The 20072-nt window shown below is 75.5% G+C and carries 14 protein-coding genes; all 14 read right to left on the bottom strand.

Features of this window, described 5'->3' with window-relative positions; genetic code table 11:
* Positions 1-6: 6 nt before the first annotated feature.
* A complete protein-coding gene (locus tag A949_RS0130700; protein WP_019359896.1) occupies positions 7-2592 on the bottom strand; it encodes a GTPase-associated protein 1-related protein in 2586 nt (861 codons plus the stop codon).
* Entirely contained in the window at positions 2589-3779 is a 1191-nt protein-coding gene (locus A949_RS0130695) for a TRAFAC clade GTPase domain-containing protein (protein WP_019359895.1), read from the bottom strand. Before A949_RS0130695 ends, A949_RS0130700 begins: the two co-directional genes overlap by 4 nt.
* The gene (locus A949_RS0130690; protein ID WP_026005198.1) at positions 3779-5890 is read right to left on the bottom strand and encodes an Hsp70 family protein; all 2112 of its coding nucleotides are present in this window, start codon (positions 5888-5890) and stop codon (positions 3779-3781) included. Before A949_RS0130690 ends, A949_RS0130695 begins: the two co-directional genes overlap by 1 nt.
* Positions 5887-8130 carry an AAA family ATPase gene (locus tag A949_RS0130685; RefSeq protein WP_078565579.1) on the bottom strand — a complete coding sequence of 748 codons (2244 nt, stop codon included), beginning with the start codon at positions 8128-8130 and terminating at the stop codon, positions 5887-5889. Before A949_RS0130685 ends, A949_RS0130690 begins: the two co-directional genes overlap by 4 nt.
* Before the next feature lie 2 nt (positions 8131-8132).
* Positions 8133-9695 carry a hypothetical protein gene (locus A949_RS0130680; protein ID WP_019359893.1) on the bottom strand — a complete coding sequence of 521 codons (1563 nt, stop codon included), beginning with the start codon at positions 9693-9695 and terminating at the stop codon, positions 8133-8135.
* On the bottom strand, positions 9692-10342 hold the full coding sequence (locus A949_RS0130675) for a 4Fe-4S single cluster domain-containing protein (protein ID WP_019359892.1): 651 nt from the start codon (positions 10340-10342) through the stop codon (positions 9692-9694). Before A949_RS0130675 ends, A949_RS0130680 begins: the two co-directional genes overlap by 4 nt.
* Positions 10339-11448: a hypothetical protein gene (locus A949_RS0130670; RefSeq protein ID WP_019359891.1), complete on the bottom strand. Its 1110-nt coding sequence runs from the start codon at positions 11446-11448 to the stop codon at positions 10339-10341. Before A949_RS0130670 ends, A949_RS0130675 begins: the two co-directional genes overlap by 4 nt.
* Complete coding sequence (locus A949_RS0130665; protein ID WP_019359890.1) at positions 11445-12353, bottom strand: protein phosphatase 2C domain-containing protein; 909 nt, start codon at positions 12351-12353, stop codon at positions 11445-11447. The genes A949_RS0130670 and A949_RS0130665 overlap by 4 nt, the downstream gene beginning before the upstream one ends.
* A complete protein-coding gene (locus A949_RS0130660; RefSeq protein ID WP_019359889.1) occupies positions 12350-13120 on the bottom strand; it encodes a vWA domain-containing protein in 771 nt (256 codons plus the stop codon). Before A949_RS0130660 ends, A949_RS0130665 begins: the two co-directional genes overlap by 4 nt.
* The gene (locus tag A949_RS35145) at positions 13117-13353 is read right to left on the bottom strand and encodes a hypothetical protein (RefSeq protein WP_019359888.1); all 237 of its coding nucleotides are present in this window, start codon (positions 13351-13353) and stop codon (positions 13117-13119) included. The genes A949_RS0130660 and A949_RS35145 overlap by 4 nt, the downstream gene beginning before the upstream one ends.
* A 152-nt stretch (positions 13354-13505) precedes the next feature.
* A complete protein-coding gene (locus A949_RS0130650; RefSeq protein WP_026005197.1) occupies positions 13506-14624 on the bottom strand; it encodes a hypothetical protein in 1119 nt (372 codons plus the stop codon).
* Positions 14625-14719: 95 nt separating this feature from the next.
* Positions 14720-15397 carry an RES family NAD+ phosphorylase gene (locus A949_RS0130645; protein ID WP_019359886.1) on the bottom strand — a complete coding sequence of 226 codons (678 nt, stop codon included), beginning with the start codon at positions 15395-15397 and terminating at the stop codon, positions 14720-14722.
* Positions 15397-16155, bottom strand: coding sequence for a hypothetical protein (locus tag A949_RS0130640; protein WP_019359885.1), 759 nt, complete (start codon positions 16153-16155; stop codon positions 15397-15399). Before A949_RS0130640 ends, A949_RS0130645 begins: the two co-directional genes overlap by 1 nt.
* Positions 16133-19975 carry a CHAT domain-containing protein gene (locus tag A949_RS0130635; protein ID WP_019359884.1) on the bottom strand — a complete coding sequence of 1281 codons (3843 nt, stop codon included), beginning with the start codon at positions 19973-19975 and terminating at the stop codon, positions 16133-16135. Before A949_RS0130635 ends, A949_RS0130640 begins: the two co-directional genes overlap by 23 nt.
* Positions 19976-20072 lie beyond the last annotated feature (97 nt).

Raw genomic sequence — 20072 nt, 5'->3', positions numbered from 1 at the left:
CGCGGGTCACCTCTCCCCGTCGTTCTTCCGCGGGCTCCACCGCGGGCCTCTCCTGGGCCGGTCCCGTTCGCTTCCGTCACCCCCGGGCTCGGCGGCCCGGGAGTCGCCGGGACGTCCGCCGCCGGTTCCGCGCCGCAGCCCCGGGACCCGGTGCGCGAGCCTGCGCGGTCCGCTCAGCCGGGACTCGGCCCACGCCTGGAACCAGTCGGCGAGCGGTGCGTCATAGGGCCGCACGGCATACTCCAGCCGCTGCAGGTCCGCCAACCGCCAGTGCCGGGCGGCATGGAGCCGGATCCGGTCGACGACTTCCAGGTGGGCCTGTGCCAGCCCGGCCCGCGCCGGTGCCGCGGCGACCGCGGCGACATGGCTGAGCCGGACGTCGTCGACCGGTTCGCTGCCGGTGGCCACGCGCTGCACGGCAGCGAGATAGCGGTCGGCCTGGGCGTGTTCGGTGTGTCCCAGCAGCTTCCCCAGGGCACCGATGTCGGCGGGCAGCCGCAGCATCGCGGGCACCAGGCGGTAGCGCTTGAGCGCCTGCGGTGCGGCCCATCTGTCGGCCTCGGGCACCGCGAACAGCCGGGCGAGGCCGGTGGCTTCGCCGACTCCACGCAGCGCCGCGGCCAGGTCGAGGGTGGTCCGCACCCGGGCGCGGACGTCCGCGGGCAGGCGCGCCCAGCGGTCCGGCGCCGCCAGCAGCCCGCACAGCTCCAGACAGCGGTCGAGTTCGGCGACGGTCTCGATACGCCGGTTGACCGCGCGGTCGAGCCACCGGCCGACCACCGGGTCCGCCAGCGCCTCGGGCGGCAGTCCGCGGGCGATCTCGCCGGCCTCCCGGTGGGTCCAGGTCCGGGCGGGATGCCGCCACAACGCCTCCAGCAGCGCCTCGTCGGGCAGCGGTCGGCCGCGGACCCGCAGGATCCGGAACATCAGCTCCACCGTGCGGGCCGGCTCCCGTTCGGCGCGCGCCCGCCAGTAGTGCTCCAGCAGCAGCGAGCTGCCCCGCAGGTCCCGCTCCTGAAGCAGTGCGGCGGGGAACTGCGAGAAGAGCTGCTCCTGCCCCGGGCGGCTCTCCAGCACCTCCCGCACGGCTGTCGCCAGCGCGCCCCTCATCCGGAGCTCGGTGGCGACGAGCAGCTCGACCTCCCGCCGGAGTGCGACCCCTGGCGCCGAGGTGCCCAGCAGGGCGCGGGCCGCGGTGAGCGTCTCGCGCTCGACCACATCCGCCCGGGGCGCCAGTTGTGCGCCGTGCGCCCAGAGCAGCAGCCGCACCCGGCGGCGGCTGGTGGCCGCCTCGTCCCGCAGCAGACGCTCCCACAGCGCGGTGGCCCGCGCGCGGAGGTCCGGGTCGGTGAGGGGCGCGGGCTCCGTCGCGTCCGCGGCGCCGGTCATATGGGCCCGCATGCGGGACTCCAGCAGCCTCCCCTCGATCTCCTGGTGCAGTGCGGTGTCGTCGGCGGCTCGCGCGACGCCGCTGAGCAGGCGCAGCCGGCTGTCGTCCAGGTTCCGGTGCCTGCGGTGGAGGTCCGCCGCGATCTGGGCGGCGAGCGGGCCCAGATGCTCGGCCTCGGGCAGCCAGTCGAGCAGCGCGTCGACGTCGGCGGCGGCGAGGTCGACCCCGCCCGAGGACGCGGCCGCGGCGACGGGGGCGTGCCAGTCGCCGGGGCTCTCCTCGGCGCCGTGCGCGAAGTCCTTGGTCCAGGCCCAGACCGGCCGGACGGCTCCGACGCCGATTCTGCTGAGCAGCGCGACCAGGGCGCGCACATCCGGTGCGGCCCGCACGTCGTCGGGGAACCGGCCGCGGCAGAAGTCGAAGACGGTGTAGGCGTCCTCCTCGTCCGGCCCCAAGTCGAGCTGCGCCTCGGGCACCGTGCCGATCAGATGCAGACTGCTGCGGGCCGGGCGGAAGACGTAGGTGGTGAAGGAGAGGCGGCGGGCGAGCGGCGGCGGCAGCAGGTAGCAGACGGCGGCGAACCAGTGCGCGATCCGCTCGGTCGTGCGGTCGACCACCACCACCGAGCCGTGCTCGGTGAGCGCGGTGAACGCGGCGGCCAGCAGGTGCGGCAACTGCTCCGCGTGGGGATGCGCGTCCAGGAAGCCGCGTACCGTGCGGGGGGCCAGCGGTCCGCGCGGCGGCGCCGTGAGGACCGGGAGCCGGGTGGTCGGGGAGGTGGCGGCCACCCACACCGGGGAGCCCCACAGTTCGATGCCGAGCAGTCCGCGCCCCGCGGCGGGGAAGTCCTCGCTGTGCAGGGCGTGGGCGAAGTAGTTGCCGAACCGGCGGGCCGAGTCCCGGCCCGCGTAGCGCACGCACAGCGCCGTACCGCTGCGGCCCCGCGGATCGTGGGGCCGGTAGCAGAGGTTGACCGGGCAGCGGTCGAGCAGTTCCGGGGTGTCCGACTCCACCATGGAGCGGGGCGGCTCGTACCCGGCGAGCGCTTCCACGGCCTGCCGGGTGTCGGCCGTGACGCCTTCGCTGACGGCGTTGAACTGGAACCCGGAGAACCCGCTGAGCCCCTGTTCGCAGGAGGTGTAGTAGAGCTGTTGGAAGTGCGGTCCGGCTTCCGGCTGCCGCCGTGCGGCGTCGCCGGTCATCCACGGCCCGCCTTCGGCACCGAACCGAACTCGCTCAGCAGCCACAGCAGCGGGTCGGCGACCCGGTAGGGCTGGATGCCGGTGGCCGCGACGCGGGCGTCGGGGGTGGGGTTGCGGCCGAGGGCCGAGACCCCGAAGTAGCGATAGCGGGTGTAGTGGTTCTCCAGGAGGTTGTCGACGGGCACCCCGTCCCAGTCCTTGAGGAGCCCGCGCACCTCCTCGTGGACGCTGAGACTGTCGCCCACCTCGAACCGGCCGCGCGGCGGGGCGTGGTCGTGCAGCGGGCTGCTGTTCTCCAGCAGGTGCCAGAAGGCGTCCAGTTTCGAGAACACCACGGCGATCGGGGTGTCGATCTTCTGCGCGGAGCGGCCGCTGCGGGGTGCCAGCAGCAGGCCGGTCACCCGGGAAAGGACGTTCATGGGTGTGTCGAGTCCTTCGGTGCCGGGCAGCGGTGTCCCCGGCGCGGCCCCGTCCCGGGCGCCCGGCATCTGCAGCGGGTCGAGCAGCAGGATGATGCCGTCGGCGCCCGCCAGGTAACGGGTGTTCAGCTCCACGCTCTCCCGCGAGCTGAAGTCCTCACCCGCGGTGTCGAAGAACGAGAGCACGGTGTGCTGCGGTCGGTGGCCGAACAGGGTCCGCCGCCGCAGGCCGAACCGGAACACCAGCGGGTCCACCCGGTTGAGGTTGGTGGAAGCGGTCTGGGTGCCGGGGAACAACTGCCCGTCGCGGAAGAGGCGGTCCTCGTAGTCGGTGCTGAAGCGGCGCATGGTGGCGTCGTCCAGACCCATCAGGGAGGCGCCGAACGCCTCGCCGACCCGGTTCCTGACCTCGTGCAGCAGCACCGTCATGTACACGGTCTTGCCGGACGCCTTCGCACCGACCATCGCTATCAGCCGGTTGTCCACCATGCCGAACTGCACGGGCAGTTCGGAGTGGCACACCGGGCAGATCCGATAGGTCGTCTCGCCCTTGCAGTCCTGGCAGACCGCGGTCGGACGGCGCCCGTCGGCGGCGAAGTCCGGGCCGAGGTCGTGGCTGCGGCGCGGGCCCATCCGGTCGTCCAGCACCTGGTCGCGCCGCCGCTCGCACTTCTTCCCGGCCGGGCTCAGCCGGGTGTTGCAGCGGAACCGGATCTCCCGCGCGGCGAAGCTCTCGTAGCAGTAGGGGCAGGTGTGCCGTCTGGCCATCAGGTCACTCGCAGTCTGTGCAGCGCCGTCGGACGGATGTCGAGGTCGCAGTCGGTGCCCGCGTCGGCGTCCGCCGGGAAGCAGACCAGCCAGGAGGGGCCTCGGGTGGCGGGCAGGGGGAACTCCACGGTCAGCGGGGTGCCCGCGGGCAGCCGCCGGCCGGGCACCTCGTGCAGGACGGTGCCCTCGGACGCGCTGGTGGGGCGGAACCGGCCGATGCTGTGGACGATGCGGAGGCGGGGCAGGTAGCAGCCGGCACCGGAGGTGAAGGTGACCGTCGCGACCCGGCCCGTCAGCCGGCGCCGCACGGTGGGCTCGTACTGCACCAGGGCCGGCTGCGCGGGCAGGGAGAGCGAGGCCGCCGCCTCGCACACCGCGCCGGGATCCGCGACCAGGGCCTCCACGGTGAGGGTGACCGCGCCCCGGCCGACGGCCAGATCAAGGCCGCCGTCATGCTCGTACACCCGGCGCCGGCAGACCAGATCCCCCTCCCGCGGCCCGGAGCCGGCCGGGGCGCCCTCCCGCCGCCAGCGGACCCGGGCACTGAGCGCGCCGTCGGGCCACGCCCACAGGACGAGGAGATGGTCCCCGCGCCGGAGCGCCTGGAGCTGTTCGACCGGAACGGCGACGAGAGCGTGCGGATCCGCGCCGGCGCCGTCGGTGGATGCGGGGTGTGCCGGGTCGGGCGGACCGTGCACGGCGCCCTCTGGTACGGGGTGCGACGGGTTCGCGGTGCCGGGCGGGTCCGCGGTGCCGGGCGGGTCAGGTTCGCGGTCTGCCGTGGACGGCAGCGGCCGCCCGGTGCCGCCGTCGTCCGGTGCCGGGGTGTTGCCGGAAGCGTGCGGTGTCGCCCGCGGCGGCGCCGCGGCGGCCGGGGCATGCCCGTCGGGTCCGGAGGCCGGTGCGCTGCCCTCGGCGGGCGCGGAGGCCGTGGTGGGCGGGGCATCCGGGCCTCGTGCGGTGCCTCGGTCCGACCCGGCGTCCGGCCCGGCGTTCGGCCCGGATCCTGTGGGGTGCGCCTCGTGCGGTGGGCGCCGGTCTCCGGGTTCGTGTGCCAGGTGCGGCGTGGGCGAGGAAGCGGGTTCCGGCCCGGACAGGGGATCCGGATCGGGGCTCGGGCCCGGCTCGGAGGACGGGGTCGGCTCGGAGGACGGGGTCGGCTCGGAGGACGGGCCCGGCTCGGAGGACGGGGTCGGCTCGGGGTCGAGGTCCGGGAGGAAATACCCGTCGTGCGTCACGGCCGACCGGGCCGCGGGGCCTGAGGTGAACCGCAGGACGCCGAAGTCCCGCAGCGCCAGCAGCCCCCGCACCACAGCCTGTTCCGGTCGGTCGCAGCGCACGGTGAGGCCCTGCGCGGCGGGCAACTCCCGGATCTCCGCAGGCCGGCCCGCCATGGCGTACAGGCCGCCGGCCAGCAGAACGGTGTCCGGTGCCGGGCCCGCGGCGAGCAGTTCCTCGCGCACCGCTTCCAGGGTCCGCTCCCGCAACGGCGCCCCGGCCGCCTCCACCTCGGCCCGTTCCAGGAACACCGGATGCGGCTCCCCGGCAGCGTCGGCCACCTCCTCGGTGACACTGTCCGCGCCGCCCAGCGCCCGCCGCAGGAGCGCCGCCGCACGACGCGGATCGGTGCCGTCCGGGAGTCGTCCGGCCAGCCGGGCCGCCAGTGCCGCGTCCCAGTCGTCACCGCCGAGGCGGTGGCTGCGGGTCCGCACGACGCGCAGGGTGAGATCAGGGGTGACGGTCAGGACACTCAGATCCAGCGTGGTGGCCCCCTGGTCGCAGACCAGGAGGGTGCGGTCCACGCCCTCGCCGGCCGCCCCGTAGTGCAGGGCCACGGCAATCGGGTCCGGGACGACCCGCTCGACGCGGAGCCCGACGCCGTCCGCGGCACGCCGCAGCTCCTCCTCCCGGCCGTCCGACACGGACAGCCCGATGACCGCGCCGTCCGCGCCGGTGCCTCGCGGGGCGGAGTCCAGCAGCGCGGGCAGTGCCCGGCCCGGTTCGAGGACGCCGTCCACGGCCTCGAACTCGTTCGCCGTCACGTCCGGATGTCCGCCGGTGCCGAGCTGTGCCACCCTGCCGAACCGGTGGCCGAGATCGATGGCGATCATGCGGGCCCGCCCCCTTCCGCCGTGCGCGCGGGGCCGCCCTGCCCGGCCGCGTCCGCCGCAGCCGTCTGGTCCGCTGAGCCCGGTATACCCGGCATGGCCCGCGTCTCGGCCGTACCGGTCGAGTCCGCGGCGCTCGCGGGGTCCGTCATGTCCGTGGTGACCCGCACCTCTCCCTCCGGGCCGATCTCCGTCCGGATCCGGCTGCCCGGTGCCGGACGGTGTTCCAGCAGGTGGCGGACGACCTGTGCCCGCACCTGCTCCAGCTCGTTGCGGATCTGCCGCCCGCCGTATGCCTGGTGCTCGGGTTCCGACATCCGTGCGGTGATCCACGGGTGCAGCGTCCGCGTGTCGTGGACCAGTTCCACCCGGTGGCGCTCGCGCACCGACTCGGTGAGCTGCCCCAGCAGCCGGTCGGCGATGCTGACGATGTGCTCGCGGCGCAGCATGTCGAAGACGACGACGCCCGGCTTGAGCCGTCCGTAGATCTCCGGTCTGCCGTTCTCCCGGAACCGGTCCTCCACCGCCCGGGTGAAGTGCGCTTCGAGCGCGGAGTAGGGGAGTTCGTCCTCGCGGCCCTCCAGCAGGGTCCGCAGCTCCTCGGCACCGGTGTTGGAGGTGAAGATGATCAGGCATTCGGAGAAGTAGGCGGTCTGTCCGCGCCCGTCCGTGAGCCGGCCGTCCTCCAGGATCTGCAGGAACTTGTCCAGCACCTTGGGGTGGGCCTTCTCGATCTCGTCGAAGAGCAGCACGCTGAACGGCCGTTCCTGCACCCGCCGCGTCAGCTCGCCGCCCTGCTCGTACCCGATGTAGCCGGGCGGCGCGCCCGCCAGGCGCTCAGCGGCGTGCTCCTGCTGGTACTCGCTCATGTCGAAGCGGGCGTATGCGCTCCGGTCGCCGAACATCAGCTCGGCCACCGCCTTGGCGAGTTCGGTCTTGCCCACCCCGGTGGGGCCGACGAAGAAGAACGCGCCCCGCGGCCGGGCAACCCCCGAGTGGCCGAAGTCGACGCCGACGAAGGCCGACTGGAGGGCCGCGGCGACGGCGTTCACGGCCGCGGGCTGACCGACCACGCGGGAGGCGAGCGCGTGGGCCGCACGGGCGACGGTCTCCCGGTCCAACTGGGCCCACGGGTCGACGTTGACGTTGAGCCGGTGCAGTTCCAGAAGCTTGTCCGGCTTCTGCAGCGGCGCGCCGCGCAGCCTCGACGTTCTGGCCAGGGACTCGATCTCCCAGCCCGCCATCCCGTCGGTGGCTCCGACCAGCGCCTCGAGATCGGACCGGGCGGCGTGGCGGCCGCCGTCGAAGTACCGCAGCAGCCAGGTCAGCCACAGCCGCCGCTCGCTGGGATCGGGCGGGCCGATGTGCAGCGCGGCGATCCGCGGATCCTCCAGATGGAACCAGCCCGGCAGCCTGCCGACATCACCCACCGCGCAGAGCACGGCGTTGCGGGCGTGCGGCTGCGGGCCCTCGGCGGAGTGCGGGGTGACGGCGCCGGCCATCGCGGCGCGCAGTCGCAGATAGCCCAGCTGCGACTCGGGCCGGTCGGCCGGCAGATGGTGGTCGACGTCCTCGAAGACGAAGGCCGTGGCCGCATCGGGCGAGGCCGCCAGGCGCTGCACGGTGACCACGACGTCGTCGAAGGAGCGGGGCCGCCCGGGAGAGCGGGCGGCGAACAGCCGCTCGCGGCTGCGCTGCCGCTCCCCGTCGCGCCGGGGACGCCCCGTCGGCTCCGCCGCAGGCGGCTCCCCCGCGTCCCGCCGTGGTGCGCTGCCGTCGTCCGCCGTTGCTCCTGCCGCCGGCGCTCCCCCGCCGCTGTCCGCGCCGCCCGGGTCGCCGGTGCCCGCCCTGTCGCGGACCGCTCCGTCGCCGCGTCCGGTCGCGGGCGGCGCGGCGGCCAGCCGGTCGAAGCGCTCCGCATGCTCCGGCAGCGGGAAGGTGAGTCCGCCGACGGGATCCCACCAGCCGACCACCTCGGCACCGCGCGCCGCCAGCGTGCCGGCGACCACCTCCCGGAAGGAGGCCGGGCTGTCGTCGAACCACCAGCGGTCCCGGATCTGCCCGTTGAGGATGACCTGCCGCCCGCGGCGGAGTTCCCAGCCGAGCGAGACCGCCCACAGCGGCATCATCCCGTCCGCCACGACCGGTTGCCCGTCGTCCGGCGGCGTGGCTCCCGCGCGGCGGTCACCGGACGCCGACTGCTGCGGGTCGGCACCGGCTCCCGGTCCGGCCCCCTTCGCCATGTTCACCCGCGCCGCCCCCGCCCCGCACCAGGCAGCGACCCGGCCTGCCCTCTGGGGGGTTTGCCCTGCCAGGTGAGTTCGCCCGGCAGGAAGCCGTCCCGCTCGCCCATCGCCTCATGCACCCGCTCCAGCAGATCCTCGGTACGGTCGCAGACCGCGCCCTCCGCCGCCGGGTGCAGCGTCACGTCGGGTTCGCCCTCGACGTGGTACACGAGCACGGGGGTGCCGTCGGCTTCCGTGGCGACCGTCGTCTCGTACCGCGCCCCGCTGGGACGCTCGAAACGCAGCACGAAGGCCGCGCCCTGCTCGCTGCCCTCGGTGAAGGTGAACCCCTCCCCGCACATGGCGTCCTGGAGCGCCTCGGCGAGGTCGCTGCGCCGGGTGAAGGTCAACTGGAGTTCGTCCAGCCGGGCCTCGGCCTCGGGCAGCAGCCGCTCCAGGGCACCGACCGCTTCGAGGGCGTCCTCGGCCGCCTGCGCGCCCAGGGCACCGGTGACGGTGTGCAGCGCCCGTTCGACGCGGACGGCAAGGTCCGGATCCGCCAGTTCGCGGGCCTCCGCCGCCACGGCTTCGGCGGAGGTGCGCACGACGCCCAGCCGGTCGGCCGCCTCGACGAGCGCCGCCGCACGCCGCTCGTGTACGGCCATTTCCTCGGCGTCCCCTGCTTCCTCAGCGTCCTCAGCTTCCTCGGCTTGCGCGGCCTCCGCGGCTTGCGCGGCCTCCGCGGCTTGCGCGGCCTCCGCGGCTTGCGCGGCCTCCGCGGCTTCTTCGGCGACTTGATCGGCCGCCGCCCGCGCCGCGGCGTGCTCCTCGCTCCGCCGCCGCTCCTCCGCCGCCCGCAACCGCTCCTGGTCGGCGTGGCGCTGCGCGGTGCCGGCATGGCGGGTGAGTGCGTGCTCCACCGTGCCGAGCAGCGCGGCGAAGCGGATCGCCGCGCCCGATCCGGCCGCGGCCCGCAATCGGTCGAGCAGTTCGGTGCAGTGCCGCCGGCCTTCCGGGTCGTGTAGCGCGCCGTCCGGCCCGACCGCGGCCAGTTGCTGTTCGAACCGCGCCAGTACGGCGTCGTAGCCGGCGTCCGGTTGCGGGGCGTCGCCTCGGCTGCTCAGCAGGACGAGGCGGCCGCGCAGTTCCTCGACCGCCCCGCCGAGCGGCTCCCCACTGCCGACCTCCCCGCGCAACTGGACCAACCGCCCCTCGACCGCGGCGAGTTCGGCGGCCGGGGCGTCCGGTTCGACGGTCCGCACCCGGACGAGCAGGTCGTTCACCTCGTCGAGGCGGCGGGAGTCAGCAGCGGCCTGCTCCTCGCGTACCCGGGAGGCGTGCGCCTCCTGCTCCGCGGCCCGCCGATCGGCCGCCTCCCGCTGCCTGCGCTCGACGTCGGCCCGCGCCCGATCCCGGCGCGCCGCCCGCTCGCGGGCCCGCCGGGCGGCGAGTTCGGCGCGCTCCCGGGCGCGCTGTTCCTGCCGGCTGCGGCGTTCGGCCTCACGCTGGGCACGGCGCTGCGCCTCACGCCGGGCGTAGGCGGCAGCGACCGAGACGGTGCTGTACTTCGGTGATCCACTCATGTGTCCCTCCGGGCCTGGGTGTGCAGCACGAAGCCGCGTTCCGCGAGGTGCGCCTCGAGTCCCGCGCGGAATCCGGGCGTCGGCGGCACCCCGGCCCAGGAGAGCGCCCCTCCGGGCTCCACGGACACCTCGATCCCGGCGCTGGTGTCGGGTTCGGAACGCAGGTCGGGGTAACGGTCGGTGAGCGCGACGAGGCGCTGGTTCGAGGAGCCCCGCCAGCGCAGGCTGCCGTGCAGGGCCGCCACGTAGGGTCCGTCGACGAGGAGATCGAGGCGCCGCAGCAGGGCGAGCCGGTCGGCCCCGCCCCTGCACAGGGCCTCGTATCGGAGGCCCGAGTAGGCCATCGCGCTGAAACCGGGGCGCCGCGCGCGGACCGCGTCGAGCAGTGCCGCCAGCCCGGCCGCCTGGCTGAAGGGCTCTCCGCCGGAGAGGGTGACGCCCTCCACGTCCGGCAACCCGCACAGCCAGTCGGCGAGTTCGGACACGCTCCGGTCGGTGCCGCCCTCGAAGGGCAGCGTCTCGGCCGCGACGCACCCCCGGCAGCGCAGCGGGCAGCCCTGCACCCAGAGCACCGCACGGGTCCCCGGGCCGAGGACGGTGCAGCGGTCCAGCGTCCGGGCCACCGAGAGCCGGGTCCTCTCCGTCATGTGCCGTCCCTCCTTGCGTGCGCCCCGTTCCGCTCCCGTCCGGTCCCGGCCGGACCGTCGGCGGGCGGGTCGCCTCGTCCCGCCCGGTCTCCGGAACGGTCCGCGCCCCGGCCGGCCAGGTCGCACCAGGGGCACCACGGGCGCTCGATCGTGTGCACGTGCCCCGCGTCGACCCGGCACGTCCGCAGTCGTCCGGGGGCCGCTTCGGCCGCCAGCGCCTCGGCCCAGACGGCCGCGGTGGGGCGCACTCCGCCGAACGCCGCACGGAGCAGCTCCCGGATCCGCCGCGGCAGCAGATCCATGGGCGGCGCGGACGGCGGCAGCACGACCGACAGCCGGTCCAGCAGCCGGCAGCGTCCCCGCAGGACGTTGTCGTCGTAGGAGCGGTAGCCGGCCCCGTCCGCGGGGTGACCGGCGAACGGATGCAGGCCCTCGGCCAGCAGCTGGTGGACGAGGACGGCGAGAACGAAGTCGTCCGAGGTGCTGTCCGGCGGGGTGGCGGCGGGTACGCCGATCCGCTCCGGGGCCGTGTAGCCGGGGGTGCTCATCCGTCCGGGGAACACGTCGGCACCGTCCCGGAACTGCCAGGAGTCCACGTCCGCCACGCCGACTCCGCCCCGGTCGTCCACCCAGAGGTTGTCGGGCTTGAGATCGCCCACCACATAGCCCTCGGCGTGCAGGTCGGCGAGGAGCCGGGCGAGCGAGCAGGCGGCGGCGAGCGCGGTCTCCCAGGTCGCGTCCGGCAGGAAGTACCTACGGGGGGTGGGGAAGAGCAGCTGCGCCAACGGCCGGTAGGCGTGGCGCATGTCGGTCATCAGATAGCCGTCGGCGTCCGCGTTCCGGGTGCGCACCAGCACCATCGGCCAGGCGGCCCGCGGGGGTGTCGCAGCGAGCAGCCGGACCGTGCGCGGCTCGCGGCGCTGCCGGACCAGCCGGGCGAGGCGGCGCCGGTAGGCGACCGGGTCCGGCGGGTCGGGGACGAGCTTGGCCACCAGAGGCCAGTCGTCCTCGACGCCGTAGACCACCCCTTCCGAGCCGCTGCCGATCCGCTCGGTGAGGCGCCATGCGTGCCCGGCGGAGGACACCACCGTGAGAGACACCGTCACCACCCGTCCGTCAGGGCGCACAGCACTGTCAGGTCGTCACCGGTACGCGCTGCCTCCGGGCCGGCGAGCAGGGCTCTGAGGGGTTCGGCGTCGCCGCCGTTGGCGCGGAGGGTCGCCGCGAGTCCGCAGAAGAACCGCTCCGAGGGCAGCGGACCGGCCTGCGGCGGGAGCGCACGGGCCGAGGGGTGGTCGAGGGTCAGCGCCGTACAGCCGTCGGTGGCCAGGACCACTCCGGTCAGTTCCGGCTCCCACAGGGCGAACGTCCGCACCCGCAGCGCGGCGCCGGGCGAGGAGAGGAAGACCGGGCCGGGTCCGCCGGGTGCGGGCGGCGGGAGGACGAGGTGGCACCGCTCCGCGGTCTCCGGCGGCGGCCCGCCGGGCCCGGGAGGCGGCCCGGGGTCGGCCGCTTTGCGGGTGAGTACCGTGCCGAAGCAGTCGCCGACCGCGACGAACACGACCCAGGGCGGACGGAGGACAGCCGCGGCCACCGTGGCGGCCAGCGCTCCGGTGTCCACCGGCGGCGCGGAGGGTTCCTGGATCGCCCGCGGCAGCCCGCACGGTTCCGGGGGCTCGGCCCGCCCGGATCGTGCCGGGGGCCCGGCCGCGCGCAGTATCCCTTCGACGGCCCGCAGATGGTCGGCCACCAGTCGTGCGCCGCGCGCGGCGGCCCATCCCGTCCACGCCGCGGGGGGCTCGTGCGGGCCGGGGATCTCTTCGGCCAGCACCCGGCAGGCCGTGTCCACGGCGAGGTGTGCACCGAGCGCGCTGCGCTCCCTGCTGCCGGCGCCGTCCGCCACGGCGAGCACCACCGCGTCGCCCAGGTCGGCCGCTCGGAACGCGTCCTGGCAGTCCCGTCCGGCGGCCAGATGGCCGGTGCCCTGCACACTGGCCCCCGCGACGATCACAGGTGCTTCTCCTCGAGCAGCCGCATCCGCTCCTGCCGCTTCATCTCGGCCGACACCTGCTCGTGGATGTCGTCGACGGCCGCGCAGGCTCCGATGACGTCCGAGCTCCGGAACATGGCCTCCAGGATCTGCTCGAGGTCCAGGCCCTCGAGTCTCAGCGCCCCGTTGGGCGCGAGCTCCCGGAGCAGTTCCAGGTCGGCGCCGCGCACTCCGACCGCCAGGAGGACGCATTCGCCCTGCTCCTCCCCGCCGCGCACCTTCTGCGCCGTGGCGGCGACAGTCGCGGGGTCCGCGCGGCGGCCGTGCGCGTCGCTGGGTGCTCCGTCCGTCAGGACCCACAGGAACGGCCGCCGCACCTGCACCCGCTGTTCCTGCAGCGTCCGGTACCGGTCGCCGGCCAGGACCAGGGCGGTCTCCACGGCTTCGGTGAGCCGGGTGAGCCCGGACGCCTCCAGGTGCGGCGGGCTCAGCTCGTCGACCGGCACGAAGAGCCGGTCGGCCGGGGCCTCCCCGACGGGAACGAGGTCGCCCCGCGCGGGGTCGAGGACGCGCACCCGCGAGTCGAAGGTGATCAGGCAGAGCTCCACCCGGGCGCGCAGGCGCAGTTTCACCCGCACGCCGTCGAACAGGCGGACGAGCGCCGCGTTGAGCTCGTCGATCCGCGGACTCTCCGCGGGCCGCGCCATGGAGGCCGAGGTGTCCAGGAGCAGCACGACGGGTTGCCGCTCGTCGTAGCTCTCCGCGGGCCCGAAGCCGGGTGTGCTCATCCTCGGCCACCCCCGTCCTCCTCCTGGACCGCCGGGGCGGACCCGGCGGGCGGCTCCCGGTATGCGACGAGCCGCCGCCGCTCCGTGTCGTACCCCACGACGACCTCCGTTCCCGCGGGTGTCCCGGGGTCGTCCGGAAGCATCCGCAGCAGCACGCCCTCGACCAGTACGTAGGTGTCGGGAGCCGGCCAGGTCACGGTCCGGCCCGGCGCCCCGTGAGCCCATTCCGCCATCCCGCCGCCCATCCGCGAAGCCTAGGTGATGCGCCGTCAAAACGACGTGTTCCAGGGAAACTTCGTGCGGAAGGGCACCCCCCGGCGCGCCCTTCCGCACACATCCTCCGCACCGGCTCACGCGGCGCGGGACGCACTCCCATTCCACCGGGTCATCTGGTCGCCCGCCGGTCGTGTGCCGGGCGGATCCCGGCCGGAAGCCGCTCCACCAGCGCCGCCGCCTCCGGCGAACGCACCACGAAATGGATGTCCCAGTCCGCGCCGCGCGCCGCGTCCGCCTCCACCGCGGCCCATACCGCGGCGAGACCGGCACCGTACGACAGCCCGCCGCGCCCCGAGCCGAGCAGCGGGAAGCACACCGAGCGGAGCGGCGGGTCGAAGCGGTCGTGCTCCTCCGCCAGAACCGCGAGCGCCCGGGACGCGGCCCGGGTGACATCGGACTGCAGCACGTCGTAGTCGTTGGTCCCGGCCCGCGGGACGGCGACCGCCGCGTGGTAGATCCGCCGCACCCCCTGCCCGGTCAGCGCCCCCGCGCCGGTGGCGGCCACCGTGCCGGGCAGCACCGCACGCCCGGCGGCACCGTGCCGGGACGCCCAGCCGAGCAGCTCGTCGTGGAGCGGGTCCGCCAACAGGTCCCCGGTCACTCCGTGCACGGCGGCGGCCCGGCGCAGCGACGCGGCGACGGAGGACTTGAAGCGCTCGGGCAGCGCGAGATGGACGTTGACCGGGGAGACGACCACGTCCACGTCGCGCAGCAGATCCACCGGGTGCACATGGAGGGTCAACGCCACGGTCCGGCCGCCGACCGCGATCCCTACCGTGCGGTGCGTACCCGAGCCGCCCCCGTCCGCGGTCCGTGCCCCGGCGCCTCCGGCAGCCTCGGCGGCCGGCCGGCTCGCGAGGCGCACGATGTGCTCGGCGACCTGCCCGAGGACCATCACCTCGTGGTCCTTGCGGAACCGCTCGACACTCACCCCGTACACCGAGGCCGCCCTGGCGCGGCGGGAGGCCGCGGGCCAGTCGCGGGTGCCCTGCGCCAGCCCCAGGGTGTACTCGGCGGCGGTGCGCAGCGTACCGGCGTCCAACCGGGCCACGGCGAGCCGCAGCAGCGCCTCTACGGCGGCGCCGGGGGTGCGGGCACCGGGGGCCGCCACCGCCGCGGTCGACTCCAGCCCAGGCAGCACGCGCCCCCGCAGCCGGACCAGTCCCGCACGCCGAACCTTCTGCAATTCGGCGAGGAGTGACGCCTCATCAGGCGTGGTCGATGCCATACGACCACCATGCACCGGGCGTCAGCCGCGGACAAGACTGATCGCCGCGTCCGGGGACGCCGCCTCCGCTCGGTGTCCCGGGACGGGAACCTGCCTCACCTCCCCGCCGGCTCGGAGATCCGCGCCCGGAGGGGTTCGAGCAGCCGGTTGGCCGCTGCGATGCCGTCGGCGGAGTCCAGGGCCGGGACACCCCCGTCCGGCGCGACCTCCAGCGGTTTGCCGTCCCAGTGGGCGAACCGGTCGTGGAAGAGCACCAGCGCGTGCTGCGGCCGGTTGTGCCGCGACTGCCAGACCAGGCCCATGGCGCCCGGCGCCTGGGCCCGGATCTCGCTCGCCCAGCGCCTGGCCGGGACGTAGTTGCGCTCGTCCTCCAGAAGCGTGGCGTCCTGGCAGACCGCGGCCAGGTCCTCGGACTCGACCAGCGAGACCAGGTTCAGCTCGCACCTGGTCCGCACGGCGCTCAACGCGCGGCCCCGGACCGCGGCGTAGGGAATGAGCCGCAGGCCCGCGGGCGGCTCGAAGGGACGCGAGCGCAGCACGCTCTCGGCGAGCGCCGTGGTCGGGGTGTCGGCCAGGTACAGGCAGTGGTACGGGTCCAGCGACGTGCCGTCGAAGCGGTTGCCCTTCCGGTACTCGAAGGGGTCGGCGAGCGTCGGGTTGAAGACGTCCGGGGCACGGCGCGCACTGTGCACCCGCCACAGCAGGGTGCCCGCCGGGAGCACCCGGTGACGGGGGCGCAGTTGCAGCGGCGTCATGGGGAAGAGGCCGCCCATCAGTCCTCCTCCACCAACGCGGCGGCCGCACCGACCAGTTCCCGGTCGGGCAGGCGTCCCAGCAGCGAGGCGGGCGCACCGCCGAGCCAGGTGTTGCCCTCCAGCCACCAGGCCGCCGCACCCCAGGGGTCGATGTCCGCGAGCAGCAGCCGGTTGACCTCCAGGACGACCTCGTACGGAGCGCCGTCGCCCGCGGCGAACTGGAACGCCGGGTAGTGCTCACGCCCCAGCGGGTCGGAGAGCCGGATCAGTTCGGAGGGCGGCGCCGCTCCCCCGCAGCGGGCCCGCGCCTCGTCCGCCGGGAGGGCCGGTGCGCGCAGCAGCCGCTCGTGGGCGCCGAGGAGGCTTCCGGGGCCCGGATCGGGGTCGGCACCGCCCGTACCGGGGTCGATGCCGGGGCCGGTGGCGGGACCGGCCGGCGCGGAACCCGTCAGCACGGCTGCCAGCTCCCGTGCGTCCAGCACGGCCGCCGGTCCCGGCGGCACCCCCGCCAGCCGGTCGGAGTCCAGCGCGAGGTGCACCGGATGGTCGTAGGGCAGCGGCAGCCGCGTCAGAAGCACGCGCACGCCCTGGAAGGCCCTGCGCACCGCCCGGTCATCGTCCGCTGCGGTGCCCGCGAGGGCTGCCAACCGGGCGAGCAGCAGCGCGTACTGCTCCTCGCCGAGCGCCGCGCGGACATCCTCCCGGTGCTCACCGACCAGCATCAGCAGACGCTGCGCCGGAGTGCCTGGCCGGTCACCCGCACCGTCGTCGCTCATCCCCTCCCCCTCCTCTTCCTGCTCCTCTTCCTGCGTCCGGCTTCGTGCGCCCCGGGCCCGGGTGCCCCTGGTGGATGAAGGCGGCCCAGAAGCGGGCCCGGTCCAGATCGGGTCGCTCCGTCTGCCGCAGCAGCGGGCCGCGGAGCGAGCCCGGGTTCTTCCGGTCCGGGTCGAGCATCCACAGCTGCGCGGCCCTGAGCGCGTCGGCGGGGCCGAGCCCGTCGACGGTCACGTAGTGGTGGAAGACAGCCATCAGCAGCGCCGACACCGCGTCGTCGGTCCGCCACCGTGAGCCCACGACGTCCCGCGCCCCGCGCGAGACGAACGCCGTGGTGAGGGTCAGCGCCTCGTCGTGGTCGCGGGTGCTCAGATCGGTCTGGCAGGCGCTCAGCACGACCAGCGGTGCCCCGTCACCGGCGCCCGCCCGGGTGGCGTGCCCGCGGTCGGCGCCGCCTCGCGCGGAAGGCCGGTCCAGCAGCCGGGTCACGGTCAGCAGGCCGGCGTCCGGCCCGTTCCCCGGCGCGGCCCCGTCCGCTGCCGGGGCCCCGGTGTCCCCGGGGGCGGCGAGGTGCAGGGCCGAGACCGTGGGGCGGGGGCCGGCCGACCCGTGGGAGGCCACGTGGAGCAGCGACGCCCCGTCGGCGAGGAACGCGAGCACGTCCTCGGGCGTGCCGGGGAGCAGTTCCTCCTCCGGCAGCTCGAAGATCCCCCCGCACATCCGCGCTTCCCGGTAGAAGGCGTCCCGCAACGCCATGACCTCGACTTCCGCGTGCGCCAGGTCCATGCCCGGGTCGGCCAGCAGCACCGGCGCCGCCGCCGGATCCCGCGGCGCACGGCGCACCGAGCGCAGGAACTCGCCGCCGGACGCCGCATAGCTGACCACCGTCGTCCGGCACAGGTGCTCCCGGCCGGCCGCACCCTCGCGGCTCGCGGCGTGCCAGGGGACGATGCCGAGCCGCCCGCAGGGCACCAGGACGATCCGGAGCAATCCGTCCGCCCGCGCCCCCTCCGCCGTCGGCTGTTCCTCGGCCTCCCGTTCCTCCGCCGGTCGTTCCTCCGCCGGTCGTTCCTCCGCCAGCCCTTCGCGCACCCCGCCGAGTACCGGGTCGAGCACCTGGTGGGCCCAGTCGCAGAGTGCCGCGAGGGCCTCGTCCCAGGTCCGCTCGGCCGACGGGTCGGCGGGGCGGCCACTCTCCGCGGCGGCGTCGCGGGCCGCGGTGGCGTCGAGGTAGCTCTCCAGCGGGCCGGAGCCGGCACCTGACAGCAGCGGCGCCACCCCGACCGCGGCACCGAGCCGGGGCGCCACGACGAGCACCACGCCGGGGTTCTCGCCCTCGCCGGGGACGAGGTAGAGCAGCGCGTCGGCGCCGCTGTCCGCGAGGCCGTCCGAGAGGGCGCCCAGCGACGGGGTGCCGAGCAGCCCGTCCTCGTCCCGGTAGCCCAGTGCTTCCAAGGCCCGGCGGCGCAGGCTGCTCGGCATTCGGCCCGGTACACCGTCCCCGCCGGTCCCGGTGCCCGCGTCGCTCACCTCGCCGTCCCCGGCAGCCCTCCGGGCCGCCCGCCACTGCTCGGCGAGCTCGTGGTGTCCCGCTGCTTCGAGCAGTTCGGGGACCGCGGAGGACGTGGACGCCGCGTGCAGCACCAGCGCGCGGCCCAGTTCCAGCACGGCGACCGCGTCGTGCAGCCGCCCCTGGGAGGCCGCCCACAGCGCGGCCTGCACACCTCTGTTCGCACCGGAGCGGGCCGCCAGCAGCCCGTGCTCGGCACCGGCCTGGAGGAGGACGTCGGCGGCGAGCGCGGTCAGCGCCTCCTTGGCCGCCTCCAGCGCCGCGATGTCGGTCACATCGTCCTTGAGGACTCCGCGTTCGCGGTACGCCTGGGCCAGCTTCCACAGCGCGTCGGCGGCGATCCGCGGGGCCCTCCCCTCCCGGACCCGGTCGCGGACCCGCTCCAGTTGGCCGATCAGCGCGTCGAGGAGGGCGGGGTCGCGGGTGAGGGAGAAGCGCAGGGCCAGGTCGAGCGCGGCGGTGTGCAGTTCCTCCGGTGCGGCGTCGGGGGGCACGGGAACGTGCTCGTGCACCGGCGCGGGGTCGCCGCCGAGGCCCGCGCGGAGCAGGTCGAGGTCCGGGAGGGGCGGCAGCGGCAGCTCGTCGGCGAACGGGAGGGCGCTCATCCCCGCGTGCCCCGCCTCGATGTGCGGCAGCGCACGCAGCACCGTCGTCCTGTCCCCGGTGACGATGCCGAGTCTGGCGACGGCCGCGCCCAGGGCCCACAGGACGGCGCACCGGAACGGCTCGTCCTCCGGGACGGATTCCTCCAGCGCTTCGGCCTCGGCCACCAGTTCCCGGAGCATGTGAACGTCCTCCGTCTCCCCCGCCGCAATGACCCGGGTGTACAGCGCGAACGCACGCCCCCAGACAGCCGGGTCCCCGGCTCCGGCGGGCAGCACGCCTGCGAGCGAGCCGAGGTGGTCGACGACGGTCGCCAGATGGGCGCGCCCCGCCGAGGTGTCCTCGTGGGTGCCGCCGGCGCCGGGAGAGATGTTGAGCAGCAGCGCCCGCAGGCTCTCCAGCGCGTCGGTCGGGTCCGGGCCGGGAGGCGGCTGGTCCTGCACTGCGCGCAGGCGCCGGAGCAGGGCATCGAGTGCCTCGTGGTCGCCGCCCTTGAGCACGTCCTCCAGACCCCAGGTGGTGGCATGGACGGCGTCCATGGCAGCGGTGAGACGGCGGATGTCGTCCGGGGTGAGCCCGAGTCCCGGAGACGGGGGCGGACCACTCGGAGGCGGGACGCTGTCCGGGGACGGTCCCGCGGGTGGGGGCGGGCCGGGTTCCGTGGCCGCCCCGGCCGCGTCGGTCCGCTCCGCCGACGGGGGCGAGCCGGTGCCTCGTGAAGCGCCGGAGTGCCCGGAGGGCGCGCCCGGGGCAGGACGCGACGCCGGTTCCGCTTCGGGACTCCGGCCCTGCTCGGGGACCGCGTCCGGCTCAGGGGCCGCCTCCGAGCCGGAGGCCGCGTCCGGCTCGGAGGCCGAATCGGGCCCGGGAGCCGGGTCCGGTCCGCGGTCCTGGCCTGGCCCGCGGCCGGCCGGCTCGCGGTCGGGAGGTCCGGGCGGGGCCGCGGAAGCGGTGCTGCTGCCGGCGGAGCCCCCGGGCGCGTCGAAAGCGTTCTCCATCGTCTGCCGCATCTGCTCCGCGAACGGCGAGCCCGCGGGCGTCATGGTCGCGATCAGGTCGGAGAGCGACGGCCCCGACGGGGCGGTGGTGGCGCGGTGCATCTGCCGTAGCTGTGCCAGAAAGTCCTCCGGCAGCGGCAGTTCGAGCACCTCTTCGGTCAGCGTCTGGAGCTCCGCCGCGGCCCGCGCCATTCCGGCGGGGCCGGTCCGGGCCGCCCACGCGGCGTAGGCGGAGAGGTCGGGCGCGCCGCCCGAGGCGCCCGGCTGCATCTGCAGCGGCGACACGAGCGGCAGCAGGAAGAACGCCGCCCAGCGGCGGTCCTCCTCGCCGGCCACCGCGCCCTGCTCCGTACCGCGGTCCCGTACGGCCCGCAGCAGCGCCTCGGCACGCTCCCGGTCCCCCGGCCCGCCGCGCCCGGCGAGGCTCCGCGCGGCGAGCGCGCCGCCGAGCCAGACACGCACCGCGCTGCGCAGACCGGGATCGTGGTCCAGCAGCGGTGCCAATTGCTCGAGTTCGGCGACGGACGCGTCGTACGCGCCCGACGGCACGGCGCCGCCCCGCACGGCAGGAAGCAGCCGCTTGGCCCGCTCTGCGGCGTCGCCCGCCCAGGCGCGCAGTCCCGCGACCCCGCCTGTCTCCTCGCCGTTCACGGGCAGCCCGCCTCTCCGGGACCTCGACAGCCTTGTGGCCTCTCGTCCGAGCCACCGCCACTATGCCGATACGCGGGACCCGTTGGGACACGATCCC

Origin of the sequence: Streptomyces sp. AA1529, from assembly GCF_000280905.1 — a bacterium.
Classification (GTDB): domain Bacteria; phylum Actinomycetota; class Actinomycetes; order Streptomycetales; family Streptomycetaceae; genus Streptomyces.
Note: the sequence above shows the minus strand (reverse complement) of the source record. Positions and strands in the feature narration are given on the sequence as shown.

Coding starts and splice junctions, on each gene's coding strand:
- A949_RS0130700 (WP_019359896.1), bottom strand. CDS start 2,592: ATGACCGGCGACGCCGCACGGCGGCAGCCGGAAGCCGGACCGCACTTC.
- A949_RS0130695 (WP_019359895.1), bottom strand. CDS start 3,779: ATGGCCAGACGGCACACCTGCCCCTACTGCTACGAGAGCTTCGCCGCG.
- A949_RS0130690 (WP_026005198.1), bottom strand. CDS start 5,890: ATGATCGCCATCGATCTCGGCCACCGGTTCGGCAGGGTGGCACAGCTC.
- A949_RS0130685 (WP_078565579.1), bottom strand. CDS start 8,130: ATGGCGAAGGGGGCCGGACCGGGAGCCGGTGCCGACCCGCAGCAGTCG.
- A949_RS0130680 (WP_019359893.1), bottom strand. CDS start 9,695: ATGAGTGGATCACCGAAGTACAGCACCGTCTCGGTCGCTGCCGCCTAC.
- A949_RS0130675 (WP_019359892.1), bottom strand. CDS start 10,342: ATGACGGAGAGGACCCGGCTCTCGGTGGCCCGGACGCTGGACCGCTGC.
- A949_RS0130660 (WP_019359889.1), bottom strand. CDS start 13,120: ATGAGCACACCCGGCTTCGGGCCCGCGGAGAGCTACGACGAGCGGCAA.
- A949_RS35145 (WP_019359888.1), bottom strand. CDS start 13,353: ATGGCGGAATGGGCTCACGGGGCGCCGGGCCGGACCGTGACCTGGCCG.
- A949_RS0130650 (WP_026005197.1), bottom strand. CDS start 14,624: ATGGCATCGACCACGCCTGATGAGGCGTCACTCCTCGCCGAATTGCAG.
- A949_RS0130645 (WP_019359886.1), bottom strand. CDS start 15,397: ATGGGCGGCCTCTTCCCCATGACGCCGCTGCAACTGCGCCCCCGTCAC.
- A949_RS0130640 (WP_019359885.1), bottom strand. CDS start 16,155: ATGAGCGACGACGGTGCGGGTGACCGGCCAGGCACTCCGGCGCAGCGT.